Genomic DNA, 15,249 nt, shown 5'->3' with positions numbered 1-15,249 from the left:
CGGCGGCTAGCCGAACTGGAACGAACGCTTGGACAGGCCGTACCAGTAGCCCTCGATGGTGCTGTGCGCGCCGAGCTTCAGCTCGGAGGCGGCGCCGAGGCTCACGAATAGCGGCGCGAAATGCTCGGTCCGAGGGTGCGCGAGTTGCGCGGCCGGCGCGACATCCAGGAAGTTGAGCGCAGAGTCGACGTCCATCCGCTCCACCACCTCGTCCGCCCAGTGGTCGAATTCCTTGGTCCAGCCCTCGGCCCAACCGGTGGTGTCGCCGAACCGTGCGCGCTGCAAATTGTGCGTCGTAAAGCCCGACCCGATGATCAATACGCCCTCATCGCGTAGCGGCGCGAGCTTGCGGCCGACCTCGAATAGCTCCTGTGGGTCGAGAGACGGCATGGAGATCTGAAGGACAGGCACATCGGCGTTCGGGAACATCTCGACGAGCGGCACATACGCGCCGTGGTCGAGGCCTCGCGCGGGATCCTGGTGCACGGGGTTACCCGGTCGGCTCAACAACTTCGACACCTGGGAGGCGAGTGCCGGCGCGCCGGGAGCGGGGTACTTCACGTCGTAATAATGCTGAGGAAAGCCCCAGAAGTCATAGGTCAGGGGCACCGTCTCGGTGGCGCCGACGGTCAGCGGCGCGGACTCCCAGTGCGCCGAAACGATCAGGATCGCGCTTGGACGGGCGATGTCGGCACTCCAACCGGCAAGCTGCTTGGTCCAAACCTCGTCATCGGCGAGGGGCGGCGCACCGTGAGACAGATAGAGGATGGGAGGCAGGGACTCGCTACTGGTCATGACTCGACGATACGCTCCTTTTAGTTGATTGTTCAAATATTTAGAATTGGCTCCTTGTCTCGCGATTCTCTTCCTTGACGCGGCACAAAAGCGCGACAGCGCGGAGTTTGCCGCGACAAGGTCCGCGAGATCGACGGGGCCCGAGCCTGCGACAAGAAGGGCCGCGGCGGGTGTGGTGTCGCACGAGAGTCGGCGGCCGGCGAGCCGATACCGGGGCTACTTTGCCTAGCCGGAGATGCCCATCGCGGCGGCAAAGGCGGTGAGCTCGCGGCGTACGTCGCTACCTGATGGCTGATAGGCGAGTTCGGTCACGCCGCGCTCGGCCAGCCGACCCACTCGCTTGCGCACCTCGTCCGGCGTACCGGTCATCGTCAGCTTCGGTGTCCGGTACTCGCTCTTGCTGATGACCGACTCGTCGAGCGCGTTGGTGCGCATCATGTGGCCGTCGTGGATGGCGAGGTGACGCTCCGGCTGTGGCACCTGCTCGGCGGCGCGACGCCATTCGGCGCCGCCGGGCAGCTGGTCAACGGCCTCGCCGCCATGCTCATACGCGTAGTGATAATTGACCATCAGTCCCCCGCCGTAGGCATCGACGGCGCGCGCGGAGTCTGCGGACTCGCCCTCGTCCAGAACGGTGCCGTTGGCGAGCATGGCGCGCCAGGTCAACGACTCCGGCACCGGCGCGGTCGGCTTGCCGAACACGCCATCCCCAAGCTCCGCGGCGATCGCGAGACCCTTCGCGCCTTCCCCGGCAATGAGGATCGGTACGTCGATCGGGCGGACCGGGGCCGACTGCTCGTCGTGCAGCATCCGGATGGTTTTGCCTTCCCACTGCGCATCGTCGCCGCGCAGCAACGCGCGCAGCACCCGGACGTAGTCGGCGACCTCGGCCCATTTCATGCTGCGCTGACCGAAGACCATCCGGCCGGTGAAGCCGGTGCCGACCGCGACGACGGTGCGACCCGGCGCGTAGGCCTCCAGGCCGGCGATCGCGGCTGCGTTGGTCATCGGGTGCCGCATGCTGGGCACCAGTACGCCGGGGCCGAGTTCGATCGTGCTGGTCCGGTGCGCCGCCAGCCCGAGAATCATCCACACATCTGGATAAAGACCAGGCGAGTCGTAGCACCAGGCACGCTTGTAGCCGAGTTGCTCGGCCAGCGCGACGTGGTCGGGAGTCTCAAGGGACGTGGCGAAGGCGCAGGAAATATCCATTGAGACTCCAGGGTTTTAGGGAAGGCCAGCGTGCGGTACGTCGACTGTAACGACCTCGATCGCACCGCTCGTCGCTTGGGAGGCGACCGCCTCGCGGGAGTCCGGGGCAGTCACGATAAATAGATCGCGCCCCTCCAGACCGCCGAGCATGCAGGCAAAAGTCTTCTCGTTGGTCTCGACGCGATCGGTGATCTCGCCTCCTTCGATGACGCGCACACAGTGCGCCTCGCCCGGGTTGGCCACCCAGATCCCGCCGTCGGCATCGAGGCAAATACCGTCCGGCGCGACATTGTCTGACGCCAAGTCGGCCCAGACGCGCCGATTCGAAAGATCGCCATCGGTAGATACGTCGTACGCCGTCAGCCTTCGTCCATACGTTTCCGCGACGATCAGCGCGCTCCCGTCAGGCGTGATCACCGCGCCGTTGGGAAATTTCAGGCCGTCCGTCGCCACCGACACGCTGCCGTCGGGATCGACCCTGGCCATCACCGTGCCGGGCACGCCCGGCTCACCGAACAGGGCCTCGCGCCCGTACTGCTCCTTGAGAGCGTCGAGGTTGCAGCCGAAGTTTCCGACGTACGCCCGGCCCTGGTCGTCGACAACCATGTCGTTGCCGTGCGACGGGAAAACGTCCGTCAGGTCGGCGTACGGCGCGAGGACCGAGCCGTCCCAGGTGACGAGCTTGCGGTCCTTGCGCGCGACGATGAGTAGTCGTCCGTCCGGCAGCCAGCCAAGACCCGCGGGCTGACCCGGGACTTCGACAATTCGTTCGTCCACGCCATCGAGGTCGATCGCGTGGACGGCACCGTCGTAGAAGTCGCTGTACCAAAGCCGATCGTCGTACCACCGTGGGCACTCGCCAAAGTGCAGGCCTTTACGCAGGACACGAGTAGTCGCGGTCAAGGTGTCACCAATCTGTAGTTATGCCGGGGGTTGTCATGCGCGGGCGAAACGGGCCTCGCTGCGCGCCTTGGCCTTGGCGCGCTCTTCCTCGCGGTCCTTGGGCTGGGTCGTCGCGACCAGCGAGTCAAGCAATCGCTGGGTGGCGGCCGCGATTTCAGCGACCGCCACGTCGTACGCCGCCGCGTTGGCCTGCGACGGCTTGGCCGATCCGCCGATCTTGCGAACGTATTGAAGCGCGGCCGACTGGACCTCGTCTTTGGTCGCCGGTGGCTCAAAATTGTGGAGAGTACGAATATTGCGGCACATGCCATCGACACTAAGCCCACGGATAGCAATCCCGCCACCATCGGCGGCCAACTCGACCGGCCTGCAACCGGACAGCCGTTATCCGCCGCCTGGTCAAATGGGCACATCCGCGGGGCGTTCGGGATCGACCTACCCGAGGGGCTGGCGAACGCCGTATTTGATGGTCCCACCAGCCATGTTCTCATCGAACAGAGCGAGCATGCCGTCTGAGATTGCGTCAGGCTCCCGCACAACGGGCAGGCCGCCTCAGCGCTCGCTGTCCAGGTTGGACATCAACGCCTCCGGATACCGGGTTCCCGCAACGGCATCAGCGGGTACGGCGGAGTCGATCTCCGCCAACTCCTGCGCGCTCAGCGTGACGGCTACCGCCTTGATCGCCGGCTGCACTCGTGACACCTGCTTCATACCGACCAGCGGCAGGACGTCGTTGCCCTGGGCGGCGACCCACGCGATCGCGAGTTGGGCCACACTGATCCCGCGCCGAGCAGCGATCGGGTGGAGGCGAGCGATCAGATCGAGGTTGTGGTCCAGGTTCTCCCCCTGGAAGCGCGGCCACGCTGCGTGGAGATCATCTGCCCCGGATTGCTGCTTGGACGAGCCGATGAGCCCGCGGGAGAGCACGCCGTACGCCGTGACGCCGATTCCGAGCTCACGACACGTGTCGAGAATGTCGTGCTCGATGTCGCGACTGAGCAAGGAGTATTCGATCTGCAGGTCGCTGATCGGATGTACCGCTGCCGCGCGTCGGATCGTCTCTGATCCGACCTCCGACAGGCCGATGTGGCGGACATACCCCCGCTGGACTTGCGCGGCGATCGCACCGACGGTCTCCTCGATCGGCACGTCCGGATCGAGTCGCCCAGGCCGGTAGATGTCGACATGATCTACACCGAGCCTGGTGAGTGTGTAGCCGAGCGAGTTCGCCACGGCCGCCGGTCGTCCGTCGAATCCAGTGAAACCACCCCCGGGTTCGCGCATCCCACCGAACTTGACGCTGAGCACGTACTCGTCGCGGGCACGATCCCGAAGGGCGCGCCCGAGCAGCATCTCGTTGTGTCCAAAGCCGTAGAAGTCGCCGGTGTCGATGAGTGTGACGCCAGAGTCCAGTGCAGCGTGCACGGTGCGGATGCTCTCGTCGTCGTCCGGCGTTCCGTACGCGCCCGACATGCCCATCGCTCCAAGGCCGACTGCAGCCACCGTGGGTCCGGTCCTACCGAGTTTCTTCGTTGTGATTGTCATGCCTCCACCGTGGTCCATCCGGGACGGCTCTGCTAGGCACGAACGCTCCGAGGGACTGGCAGTCCCTGGCTGATTCGCCTTTCGTGCGGCATCGTGGAGGACATGGATCGAATTGCCCTTGCCGACCTGTTGCGCAGCCGCCGCGAACGCCTCGGTCCGGCCGACGTCGGGCTGCCGCCGGGTCTCCGGCGTCGTACGCCGGGGCTCAGGCGCGACGAGGTGGCGGCGCTCGCCTCGATCTCTACCGACTACTACGCCCGCCTCGAGCAACGGCGCGGCCCACACCCGTCGCCCGGCGTACTCAGCGCTCTGGCCCGAGCGCTGCGTATGACGCAGGACGAGCGTGACCACCTGTTCCACCTCGCCGACCAGGCCCCTCCTGCACGACACAGCACCGGCGCCCACGTCAGTCCCGGCGTGCTCTATCTGCTCGACCGTCTCGACGACACACCGGCATTCGTGGTCGACGATCTGAGCCGGGTCGTTGTACAGAACCGGATGTCGAAATTGGTCTCCGGCGATCAGGAGCAGCTAATCGGGCGGGAGCGCAGCCACGTGTGGCGCTGGTTCACCGATGACGCCGGGCGAGTCCGGGTGCCCGAAGACGACTGGGACACACATTCGCGGGTGCACGTTGCGGATCTACGCGCCACGGTCGGGCACCGCGGTGACGATCCGGACGTATCCGCACTCGTCGCGGACCTGCTAGAGGCGAGCCCGGAATTCGCGATGCTGTGGGCGCAGCACGAGGTCGCTGTCCGGCGCTCTGACCACAAGCGGATGCTTCACCCGGAGGTTGGCCTGCTCGACCTGCTGTGCGAGCACCTGACCAGTAGCATCGACGGCTTGACCCTGGTGCTGCTGCACCCGAACCCTGGCAGCGACTGCCGCGAGAAACTCGACCTTCTTGCGGTGGTGGGCACGCAGGACCTGCAGAGCGAGAACGCCGACCACCGCCGCTGACCACTCTGCCCTGCTAGCGCGGGCACAGGCCGCCGTCGACGTGAATCCCCTGGACCTGGATCATCGCGGCGGCATCAGTGGCGAGGTACTCCACGAGGTTGGCGGCTACCGCAGTTGGTCTCGACGGCGTTTGAGATAACTGGTCTCGGCGGCGTTGCCCGCCAGCTCGATGGCTTTGTCATATGCCTTGCGCGACTCCGAGCTGCGGCCCAGCCTGCGCAGAAGGTCAGCGCGGGTGACGTGGTAAGGGCGATACCCGGTCAGCCTCGCCGCAAGACCGTCGACCGTCGCCAGCGCGACTTCCGGCCCGTCGAGCTCGGCGACCGCGATAGCCCGGTTCAGGGCGATGACCGGCGAGGGATCGAGACCGACGAGTTGGTCGTAAAGCGCGACGACCTGCGACCAATCGGTCTCGCGCACGTCACGGGCGGAGGTGTGCACGGCGTTGATCGCGGCGAGGATTTGGTAGCGACCCGGCTTGGCCCCGGCGGCGGCCGCAACGAGCCGCTCACGCACCAGCCGATGCCCCTCCGCGATCAGCGTGGCGTCCCATGCGCCGCGGTCCTGCTCGTTAAGGATGACAAGTTCGCCACCCGCCGAGACGCGAGCCGCCCGGCGACTCTCGGTGAGGAGCATCAGTGCCAGCAGCCCGGTCACCTCGCCGTCCTCGGGCAGGAGTGCATGGACAAGGCGCGCGAGCCGGATCGCCTCGGCGGTCAGGTCGTGGCGCACGGGAGCGGGGTCGGGGCCGGTCGTCAGGTACCCCTCGTTGAAGACGAGGTACAGGACCGCAAGGACGCCGGAGACGCGGGCCGGGAGATCATCCGCCGATGGCATCCGGTACGGAATCCGCGCCGCCTTGATCTTGGCCTTTGCCCGCGTGATCCGCTGCTCCATCGCGGCCTCGCGCACCAGGAAGGCGGCGGCGATCTCGGGCACCGTCAGGCCACCGACCATGCGGAGCGTCAGCGCCACTCGGGTCTCCAGCGCGAGCGCCGGGTGACAGCAGGTGAAGATCAGCCGGAGCCGATCGTCGTCGATGGCGCCGAGCGGTTCGGGTGCCTCATCGCCGTACATCAGCCGAGCCGCTTTCTGCTTGTCGTCGCGCTTGTTTTCGCGCCGAATCCTGTCGATGGCTTTGCGATGGGCGGTGGTGGTCAGCCAGGCACCAGGGTTGGGCGGCACACCGTCGACTGGCCATCGTTCGACGGCGGTCGCGAACGCTTCGGCCGCCGACTCCTCGGCGAGGTCGAGGTCGCCGAGGCGCCTGGTCAGGGCGGCGACCACCCGACCCCACTCCTCGTGATGCGCCCGGGTAATCGCCTCCTCGACATCGCTCACTGGAAGGGACGCACCTCGATCTTCCGATCGCAGATCTTCGACGCCTCGGTCGCAAGCCTGAGCGCAACATCCAGATCGGGGGCCTCCCATATCCAGACGCCGGCAAGGTACTCCTTCGATTCCACGAACGGCCCGTCGCTGACCACGGCCTGCTCGCCCCGGTTATCGATGACGGTGGCCGCGGTGGTGTCTGCAAGCCCGCCCGCAAAAACCCAGTAGCCCTCGGCGATCAGTCGCTCGTTGAACGCGCTGATCAAAGGCTGCCTGTCCGTGCTGCCGGGCTCGCTCTTGTCGTCGATCACAGAAACTAGGTACTGCATCTGAAGATCATCTCCCTTGGTGCCTTCGCGCCGCCTCGGGTGGGCGGCTTCACTCCTTCTACGAACACGATCGCGCCGATCCGACACTGCCTACCGGATTTCTTCAAAAGAACTTCTGAGCCTCCTGCCACGTCAGTCTTCTCCTGGTACCTCCTATGGAGCCAGTCCGGCCCATGGAGCATCAGCGTCAGCATCGCGAGCGGGGAGATCGGCCGCCGACTCGGACCGGCAGATGTTCATCGCGCTTCCATCGTGGGTTCATTCTGCGTCTGCAGTCCCTGGTAGTCGGGCCGATAAGTTTCCTCACGTTGCCCACACGAGGAGTCTTGATGTCAGAGCTGCATGAACGCCGAGCGCTACTTCCACTGCTGTCGGCTCACCCGCCGCGCCGCTCGGCATTGACCTGCCGGATGCGCTGTGGAGACGCATGCTCGCATGACATCCCCAACGCCTCTGACAACCCATACTTCGGCGACGTACTAGCCTCCGCGGTCTCCCGGCGCGGACTGCTGAAGGCGGGCGTCGTGCTCGCCGCAGCCGGGGCCGTCTCGGCGGCCATTGGCGCCGATCCCGTCGCCGCCGCGCCGAATCCGAACTCGACCAAGAAAGCCGCCAAAGGTCTGCGGTTTACGCCGGTCGCCCCCAACACGGCCGACGCGGTCACGATCCCCGAGGGCTACACCCAGCAGGTGGTCATGCGTTGGGGCGACGCGCTTTTCTCCGACGCGCCCGCGTTCGATCTGCACAACCAAACGGCGGCCGCTCAGCAGCGCCAGTTCGGATACAACAACGACTACGTCGGGTTGCTCCCGGTCGACAAGAAGACGCAGCTCATGCTCGTCAACCACGAATACACCGACGAATACATCATGTTTCCCGGTTACGACGCGCAAAACCCGACTAAGGAGCAGATCGAGATCGCGTGGGCCGCTCACGGACTGTCGGTCGTCGCCGTATCGACCCAGAAGAAAGGCGGGCAGCTGACTCCGGTCGTCGATCACCCCCTCAACCGCCGCCTGCACACCACGACCGAGTTCATGCTCGACGGGCCAGCGAGCGGCGCCGATCTGCTGAAGACCTCCGCCGACCCGACCGGTACGACGGTGCTCGGCACCCTCAACAATTGCTCCGGAGGTCTCACACCGTGGGGCACCTGGCTCACCGCCCAGGAGAACTTCAACCAGTACTTCGCGAACGCCGGAACCGTGACCGACCCGGTGACCGCCGCGCGGCTCAGCCGGTACGGCGTCTCCGGCGGCGCGTCCGAGCGCAAGTGGGAAAGGTTTGACCCACGGTTCGACCTCGCGAAGGAGCCCAACGAGGTCAACCGTGCCGGTTGGATAGTGGAGGTCGATCCCTACGATCCGACGTCCACGCCGAAGTTGCACACCGCACTGGGCCGCTTCAAACACGAGGCCGCGCAGCCGCGCATCACCGGCGACGGCCGCGTCGCGGTCTACATGGGCGACGACGAACGGTTCGACTACTTCTACAAGTTCATCTCCAAGGGGAAGTTCGATTCGTCCGGTACGCCGAAAGCCCGCGCGCACAACATGACGCTCCTCGAAGACGGCACGCTGTACGTCGCCCGATTCACCGGCAACTCCCCGGCGTCCGAAATCGACGGCACGGGAAAGCTGCCCTCTGACGGCGCGTTCGACGGCTCCGGCGAATGGATCGCGCTGGCCAGCGGGACCACGTCGTACGTCGAGGGCATGAGCGCCGAGGAGGTCTACCTCTTCACGCGGCTCGCCGGCGACAAGGTCGGCGCGACCAAGATGGACCGGCCGGAGGACATCGAGCCGAGTCCGGTCACCGGCACGGTGTACATCGCGCTGACCAATAACACTCAGCGCGGCACGGCCGGTAAGCCGGCCGCGGACGAGGTCAATCCGCGCAACGTGAACAAAAGCGGGCACATCGTCGAGGTCATGGAGTCTGGAAACGACTCTGGCGCCGGCACCTTCGGGTGGCGGATCTTCCTCGTATGCGGCGATCCTGCGGATCCGAGCACGTACTTCGCTGGCTTCGACAAATCCCAGGTCTCACCGATCTCGTGCCCGGACAATGTCACCTTCGACGAGCACGGCAACCTGTGGATCTCGACGGACGGCAATGTGCTCGGCTACCACGACGGGCTGTTCGGCGTCGCCACCTCGGGAAAGTATCGCGGGCAGGTGCGCCAGTTCCTGACCGTTCCGATCGGTGCGGAGACGTGCGGCCCGTGGGTGACCGAGGACCGCGTGCTGGTCGCTGTGCAACACCCGGGGGAGACGGACGACGCGACGTTCGAGTCGCCGACCTCGCACTGGCCAGATGGTGGCTCCTCGGTTCCGCGGCCGGCGGTCGTCGCGGTGTGGCGCGACGGCAAGAGCGGCAAGACCGGCCAGTAGCCGACCCTAGCGCAGATATAGGCCACCATCGATATGTAGGCGTTGGCCTTGGATCATCGATGCGCCTTCGGTGGCGAGGAACTCCACCAGGTTGGCGACGTCGTCGACCTCGACTCCGCGACCACTCGGGTTGGCCGCGGCTGCGGCCGCGAGTCGGTCGTCCGCGCCGGTCGCGAACATCGACCGAAACGCCTCAGTGTCCATCGGGCCGGCCGACACGGAGTTGATCCGGATGCCCTTCGGCGCGAGCTCAACTGCCAGGTATCGAACCAGTGCTTCGGCCATCGCCTTGGGCGCGCCGAGTGCGGCGTAGTCCGGCACCGCGGCGACACTCCCCTTGCTCGTCAGGAAGACGATGCTGCTGCCGCGAGTGAGCAACGGTAGTGCCGCCTGCGTTAGATAGAGCAGCGCGCTGGCGTTGACCTCGGTGGCGGCCGCGAACTGCGCCGGATCCATGGTCAATGTCGGACCGGTGATCGACTTGACCGCGCCGTGTACGACGAGGTCGAGCCGGTCGGTGGTCTCGGCGACAACGTCGATCACTTGGCGGCAGCCCTGCGGCGTACCGACGTCGACCTTGATCAGCACCGACCGCGCGTTGTGCGCGGTCACCTCGTCCGCGGTCTGCCGCGCGCTCTGTTCGTCGGAGTGGTAGTTGATGAAGATCGTGTTGCCGGGCACGGCAAATCGCAACGCGATGGCACGGCCGATCCCCTTGCTGCCGCCGGTGATCAGGATGTTCATACAGACTGCCCGGGCGTGACGACGTCGTCACCCATCGCGACCGTCATGCTCACCTCGAACTCCTCGATCATCGAACCGGCGTCCTCACGCAGCGCCGTCCACTGCTCGGACTCGGTACTCGCGTCGAAGTCGGCCTTGTTGTCGAAGATCATCTCGGCGACGCGGAAGTACGCCGGGGCACCCCCTTCGAGGCCGTCCGGCGTCCGGGTCGTCACCAAAGTCTTGATGTGCGGAACCTTCGCCGCCAACGGGCCGTGGATCTGGGTGTAATGGTCCTCGAAGGCGTCGGCATCTTCCGACTTCGGGGCCGACCAAAATGCGTAAAGCTTGTACACGTGAGACCTCCATAGGGCTAAAAGTGTCCAAACAGCAGGCTTTTCGATACCTCGGGCCCGCAGGCCGAGCGTAACCAGCGGCGGCCTCGCACGACAAGGTCCGGTCAGTGCGGCAGGTACGACGGTTGGATTCCGCCCTCAGCCGTGCAAGTCTTGTGCGATGGGGACCAAAACGGACGTCTGTATCAGCGGGGGCGGGCCGGCCGGCATGATGCTTGGCCTGCTTCTGGCACGACAAGGCGTGGACGTGACCGTCCTGGAAAAGCATGCGGACTTCCTGCGCGATTTTCGTGGCGACACGGTTCACCCGTCCACACTCAATGTGCTCGATCAGCTTGGGCTCGCGCCGGCCCTCGGAGCGGCTCCGCATCGCGATGTCGATGAGATGCGGGCGACCTTTGCCGACGGCACGTTTCGACTCGCCGATTTCAGTCGGCTGCCCGGCCCCCACCCCTACATCCGCTTCATGCCGCAGTGGGACTTCCTCGACGTGCTCGCCGATGCCGCCGAGAAGCTACCCAACTTTCACCTGCGGCGTAAGCACAAGGTGACCGACATACGTCGCACGAATGGAGTCGTCACCGGCGTAAACGCGCTGAGCCCTGAGGGCCCACTCGAGGTAACTGCCCGGCTCACCGTGGCCGCCGACGGTCGCGACTCCACGGTCCGGGATCGATCCGGGCTCGCTTCGACGTCCTACGGCGCACCGATGGACGTCCTCTGGTTCCGATTGAGCCGCCGACCCGCCGACGCTGAAGGTCTCGACATGCATGTCGGGCCGCGGCGCCTCATGCTGGCCATCGACCGTGACAGCTACTGGCAGATCGCCTTCGTCGTACCCAAGGGTGGCACGCAAAAGGCCCAAGAGGCCGGCATCGAACGGTTGCGGCAGTCGGTGGCCACGCTCGCCCCGGGCCTGGCCGACCGAGTCGCGGAGCTGAAGAGCTGGGATGACGTCAGTTCGCTCACCGTGCGACTCGAACGGTTGGCTCGCTGGCACACACCCGGCCTGCTGTGCATCGGGGACGCCGCCCACGCGATGTCGCCAATCGGTGGGGTTGGAATCAACCTGGCCGTGCAAGATGCGGTGTGCGCCGCACGGCTGCTGCGGAGCCCGCTGCAACAGCACATTTTGAGCAGCGACATACTCGCGGCGATACAGAAGCGTCGCACTTTTCCAACGATCGGTACGCAGTTTGCCCAGCGCACCGCCCAACGGTTGCTCGTCGAACGCATCCTGGCAAGTGATCAGCCGGTCAACGCGCCACGGCCGTTGCGCATCCTCGATCGTTCTCCGCGACTTCAAACCCTGGCCGCTCGGGCGATCGGAATCGGACTACGCCCCGAGCAGCTTTCCTAGCTCCTGCCCAAACGAGTCGCCCGGCGCTCACGACATCAGCATCGAGGCAAGGCGCCGCGCGACGGCCGGCGGACTCGCGCCGGGGCGGCCACTGTCGAGCACGCTCAGCACGACGTGGTCAGCGCCGGCGTCATGATGAGCACGAAGTCGGGCGGTGATGCTGTCGTCGTCGCCCCACGCCACCAACCCGTCCACCAGTCGGTCGCTGAGGTCGGCGATGTCGGCGTCGGCGTAGCCCATTCGGCGGAAGTTTGCGGCGTACCCGCCGACCGTCGTGAGGAAGCGCAACGGCTCACGGGCCGCCCGGCGGGCACGATCTGAGTCCGTGTCCGCGACCAGCATCTGGTGGACGGCGAGGGTAGCCGAATCGCCCAGCAACGCTCGTGCCCGCCGGGTGTCCTCTGGCGTCACCAACAGCGTGATTGCGCCGGCAAATCGTTGTCGGGCGAGTTCAAGCTTGCGCGGGCCGAGGGCCGCAAGCATCCGCCGCTCGGTGACAACCGGAGGGTCGGCGGCATCGAGACGGTCCGCGGCCTCGCTCAGCGCGCGCAGTGCCCCGCGCGCGATCTGCTGCGGTCCGCCCAACCCGATCATGAGCCGACCCCGGGTTTCCTCCTCAGACTCGGCGTAGATCTGAATCACGTCGTCGGGCGAGTGCGCATCCAACGAGATGATGCCCGGCACAACGGCAGCTCTGGTGGTGGCCCGCAATATCTCGGTGAGCGGATCAAGGCTGGCGAGCTCGCCGCCGGCAACCCAGAGGGCCGAGTAACCGTTGCTCTCAAGCTCGGCGGCGCGGTCGAGGTGACCCGGGCCGAGCGCGAGACGTATGCCGAACTGTCCAAGTGGAGTGGTGGTCATTGCGTTATCTCCGTCCGTCGAATGCATTGTGATCGACCGTAGGAGCTCAAGCGCCCTTGAGATCAAGCGCTGGGACGGCCGTAGGTTCCAGATCACAGCCGAGACCGATTGCACTATAGTCTGATTAGTGCAACACTGCACTTTATGAGTGATAGTGCAAATGAGCGGGACGGTCTGCGAGATGCGCGGCGGCGCGAGACCCGCCGACGGATCGTCGACGCCGCCCTTCGCCTGACGGCAGAGCACGGGTTTGACGGGTTCACCATCGACGAACTGGCCGTTGCCGCTGGCATATCCCGGCGGACGTTCTTCAACTATTTCCCGGCGAAGGAGGATGCGCTGTTCGGCGGACCGGATACGCCTTCGGACCGACTGCAACAGCGCTTCGTCGCCGGCAAACCTAGTGGACGGCTCATGGATGACCTCGTGACGCTCTTCCGAGACAGCACTCCCACTCGCAATATCGACCCCGCGCAGATTCGGCTCTTTCGCAAGGTGATGGAGACCGAGCACAACCTGATCCCGATGTTCCGCAAGCGGTTCGCCGATGGCGCCGACAAGCTCATCGAGCTCATCTGCGAGCGGGAGTCCCTCGATCACCCGACGCCACGGGCGCAAATGGCCGTCGACATCCTCGGGTCGCTGATCGGCCGCACTTTCCAGCAGTTCGCCGCTGACGACAACACCGCCGACTTCGATGACCTGCTCACCGAGAATCTCCGCGAGACGAGCGCACTTCTCGCCTAGCCCGCGCCTCCACCGCCCCAACCTCAAAGGACCTCGCATGACCTCCACCCTCACGGCTCCGCCAAAGAGCTCCCCGATGCTGCTGGACAAACGCCGCATCTGGGTCATCTTCTCGGCATTGCTCGCCGGCATGCTGCTGGCCAGCCTCGACCAGACGATCGTCTCCACCGCCCTACCAACCATCGTCGGCAAGCTCGGTGGCGTCGAACATCAGGCATGGGTCACCACGGCGTACCTACTGGCCACCACGCTAGTGATGCCGATCTACGGCAAGCTCGGCGACATACTCGGCCGCCGGCGCCTGTTTCTCTTCGCGATCGCGATCTTCACCCTCGGCTCGGCCGGCGCCGCCTTCTCAGGCAGCTTCTGGGCGTTTATCGCCTCGCGTGCCGTCCAGGGTCTTGGCGGTGGCGGGATGATGATCCTGTCGCAGGCGATCATCGCCGACATCGTTCCGGCGAAAGACCGCGGCAAATACATGGGTCCGCTCGGGGCACTGTTCGGGATTTCCGCGGTCGCCGGTCCGCTGCTCGGTGGCCTGTTCGTCGACCACCTGACCTGGGAGTGGTGCTTCTACATCAATCTGCCGATCGGCCTGATCGCCTTCGCCGTCGCCTACTTCGCGCTGAAACTGCCGAACAAGCGCCCCGAGCGCAAGATCGACTTCGCCGGGATCGTCGCCCTTTCCCTGGCCACCACCGGTTTGATCTTCTTCACCGACTTCGGCGGCAACGCCACCTTCGGGTGGGGCAGCCCCATCACGTGGTTGATCTTCGCCGGGATGGCGGTTGCGGCAATCGCATTCGTCGCGATCGAACGCCGCGCCGACGACCCCGTCATGCCGCTGTCGCTGTTCCGCAGCCGAATCTTCGTCAATGCCACGGCCATCGGGTTTGTCCTCGGCCTGGGAATGTTCGCTGCCCTTGCGTTCCTGCCGACGTTCCTCCAGATGTCCTCTGGCGCCTCGGCCGCCGCATCCGGGCTACTGATGCTGCCGCTGATGGGTGGCCTGATGATCACCGCGATCGGTAGCGGCATCGCGATCAGCAAAACCGGGAAATACCGCATCTATCCCATCGTCGGATCCGCGCTGACGGCCGGCGCGCTCGTGTGGATGACGACCTTAGCCGCGAGTACGCCGATCTGGCTGGTCTGCGTCATGATGTTCATCTTCGGCCTGGGCCTCGGCTGCATCATGCAGGTGATCGTGCTGATCGTGCAGAACTCCGTGCCGCCGCAGGATATCGGCGCGGCGACGAGCACCAACAACTACTTCCGGGAGGTAGGCGCGTCGCTCGGCGTGGCGATCTTCGGGTCGATCTTCACCACGAAGCTGGCCAGCAATCTGCAGGGCGTGTTCACGGCGGCCGGCGCGTCACCCGAGCAGGCCGGCAAAGCGAGCGCATCGCTTGACCCATCGGTCATGAACAGCCTGCCGGGTCCGGTCCGTGACGGCATCGTCACGGCGTACGCCGACTCGCTCGCGCCGGTGTTCTGGTATCTGCTGCCGTTCATGGTGATCGCTCTGATCCTGGCGTTCTTCATCAAGCAGATTCCGTTGTCTGACGTATCGGGAATGGTCGCCCGCGGCGAGGCCGTGACATCACTACCCGAGCCCGACGCGCAGCCCGAGGAAATCTCACCCGCAGAGGCGCTGATCAACGAGCGGCCTGAGGATCCGCGGCTACTCGCCGCTAGTGAACCACGCGGCTAAGAACACGTTTAACGTC

Annotated in this window: 15 protein-coding genes; 5 read left to right on the top strand and 10 right to left on the bottom strand. The window is 65.6% G+C overall.

Annotation, left to right across the window (positions count from 1 at the left end; all coding sequences use genetic code 11):
* Positions 1–6 precede the first annotated feature (6 nt).
* From CLV47_RS12015 to CLV47_RS11995, 5 genes are all read right to left on the bottom strand, one after another.
* A complete protein-coding gene (locus CLV47_RS12015) occupies positions 7–795 on the bottom strand; it encodes a dioxygenase family protein (RefSeq protein ID WP_106349293.1) in 789 nt (262 codons plus the stop codon).
* A 225-nt stretch (positions 796–1,020) separates the two neighbouring features.
* Complete coding sequence (locus CLV47_RS12010; RefSeq protein WP_106349292.1) at positions 1,021–2,007, bottom strand: LLM class flavin-dependent oxidoreductase; 987 nt, start codon at positions 2,005–2,007, stop codon at positions 1,021–1,023.
* Positions 2,008–2,022: 15 nt separating this feature from the next.
* Positions 2,023–2,910 (bottom strand): SMP-30/gluconolactonase/LRE family protein, encoded by an 888-nt coding sequence (locus tag CLV47_RS12005; protein WP_106349291.1) that lies wholly within the window; start codon positions 2,908–2,910, stop codon positions 2,023–2,025.
* 33 nt (positions 2,911–2,943) lie between these two features.
* Positions 2,944–3,216, bottom strand: a complete 273-nt coding sequence (locus CLV47_RS12000; RefSeq protein ID WP_106349290.1) for a DUF2277 domain-containing protein — start codon at positions 3,214–3,216, stop codon at positions 2,944–2,946.
* Between the two features lie 246 nt (positions 3,217–3,462).
* A complete protein-coding gene (locus tag CLV47_RS11995) occupies positions 3,463–4,455 on the bottom strand; it encodes an aldo/keto reductase (RefSeq protein WP_106349358.1) in 993 nt (330 codons plus the stop codon).
* 102 nt (positions 4,456–4,557) lie between these two features.
* Between CLV47_RS11995 and CLV47_RS11990 the strand changes: the two genes are divergently transcribed.
* Entirely contained in the window at positions 4,558–5,418 is an 861-nt protein-coding gene (locus tag CLV47_RS11990) for a helix-turn-helix transcriptional regulator (RefSeq protein ID WP_106349289.1), read from the top strand.
* Between the two features lie 105 nt (positions 5,419–5,523).
* On the opposite strand, the gene CLV47_RS11985 is transcribed toward CLV47_RS11990, so the two are convergent.
* Both CLV47_RS11985 and CLV47_RS11980 read right to left on the bottom strand, forming a co-directional pair.
* Positions 5,524–6,759 (bottom strand): RNA polymerase sigma factor, encoded by a 1,236-nt coding sequence (locus CLV47_RS11985; RefSeq protein WP_106349288.1) that lies wholly within the window; start codon positions 6,757–6,759, stop codon positions 5,524–5,526.
* Entirely contained in the window at positions 6,756–7,079 is a 324-nt protein-coding gene (locus tag CLV47_RS11980) for a YciI family protein (RefSeq protein ID WP_106349287.1), read from the bottom strand. Before CLV47_RS11980 ends, CLV47_RS11985 begins: the two co-directional genes overlap by 4 nt.
* Before the next feature lie 329 nt (positions 7,080–7,408).
* Between CLV47_RS11980 and CLV47_RS11970 the strand changes: the two genes are divergently transcribed.
* On the top strand, positions 7,409–9,472 hold the full coding sequence (locus CLV47_RS11970; RefSeq protein WP_106349285.1) for a PhoX family protein: 2,064 nt from the start codon (positions 7,409–7,411) through the stop codon (positions 9,470–9,472).
* A 6-nt stretch (positions 9,473–9,478) separates the two neighbouring features.
* Here the strand turns inward: CLV47_RS11970 and CLV47_RS11965 are convergent, their stop codons facing one another.
* Together CLV47_RS11965 and CLV47_RS11960 are read right to left on the bottom strand one after the other, a co-directional pair.
* Positions 9,479–10,216, bottom strand: coding sequence for an SDR family oxidoreductase (locus CLV47_RS11965; RefSeq protein ID WP_106349284.1), 738 nt, complete (start codon positions 10,214–10,216; stop codon positions 9,479–9,481).
* Positions 10,213–10,551, bottom strand: coding sequence for an EthD family reductase (locus tag CLV47_RS11960; protein ID WP_170111051.1), 339 nt, complete (start codon positions 10,549–10,551; stop codon positions 10,213–10,215). The genes CLV47_RS11965 and CLV47_RS11960 overlap by 4 nt, the downstream gene beginning before the upstream one ends.
* A 160-nt stretch (positions 10,552–10,711) precedes the next feature.
* On the opposite strand from CLV47_RS11960, the gene CLV47_RS11955 reads away from it, so the two are divergent.
* Positions 10,712–11,911, top strand: a complete 1,200-nt coding sequence (locus CLV47_RS11955) for an FAD-dependent oxidoreductase (RefSeq protein ID WP_106349282.1) — start codon at positions 10,712–10,714, stop codon at positions 11,909–11,911.
* A gap of 27 nt (positions 11,912–11,938) precedes the next feature.
* On the opposite strand, the gene CLV47_RS11950 is transcribed toward CLV47_RS11955, so the two are convergent.
* Positions 11,939–12,772, bottom strand: coding sequence for a TIGR03620 family F420-dependent LLM class oxidoreductase (locus tag CLV47_RS11950; RefSeq protein WP_106349281.1), 834 nt, complete (start codon positions 12,770–12,772; stop codon positions 11,939–11,941).
* 144 nt (positions 12,773–12,916) lie between these two features.
* Between CLV47_RS11950 and CLV47_RS11945 the strand changes: the two genes are divergently transcribed.
* Together CLV47_RS11945 and CLV47_RS11940 are read left to right on the top strand one after the other, a co-directional pair.
* Positions 12,917–13,519 carry a TetR/AcrR family transcriptional regulator gene (locus CLV47_RS11945; RefSeq protein WP_106349280.1) on the top strand — a complete coding sequence of 201 codons (603 nt, stop codon included), beginning with the start codon at positions 12,917–12,919 and terminating at the stop codon, positions 13,517–13,519.
* Positions 13,520–13,556: 37 nt separating this feature from the next.
* Entirely contained in the window at positions 13,557–15,233 is a 1,677-nt protein-coding gene (locus CLV47_RS11940; RefSeq protein ID WP_106349279.1) for an MDR family MFS transporter, read from the top strand.
* Positions 15,234–15,249: the final 16 nt, after the last annotated feature.

The sequence above is a fragment of the Antricoccus suffuscus genome (assembly GCF_003003235.1).
Taxonomy (GTDB): domain Bacteria; phylum Actinomycetota; class Actinomycetes; order Mycobacteriales; family Antricoccaceae; genus Antricoccus; species Antricoccus suffuscus.
Note: the sequence above shows the minus strand (reverse complement) of the source record. Positions and strands in the feature narration are given on the sequence as shown.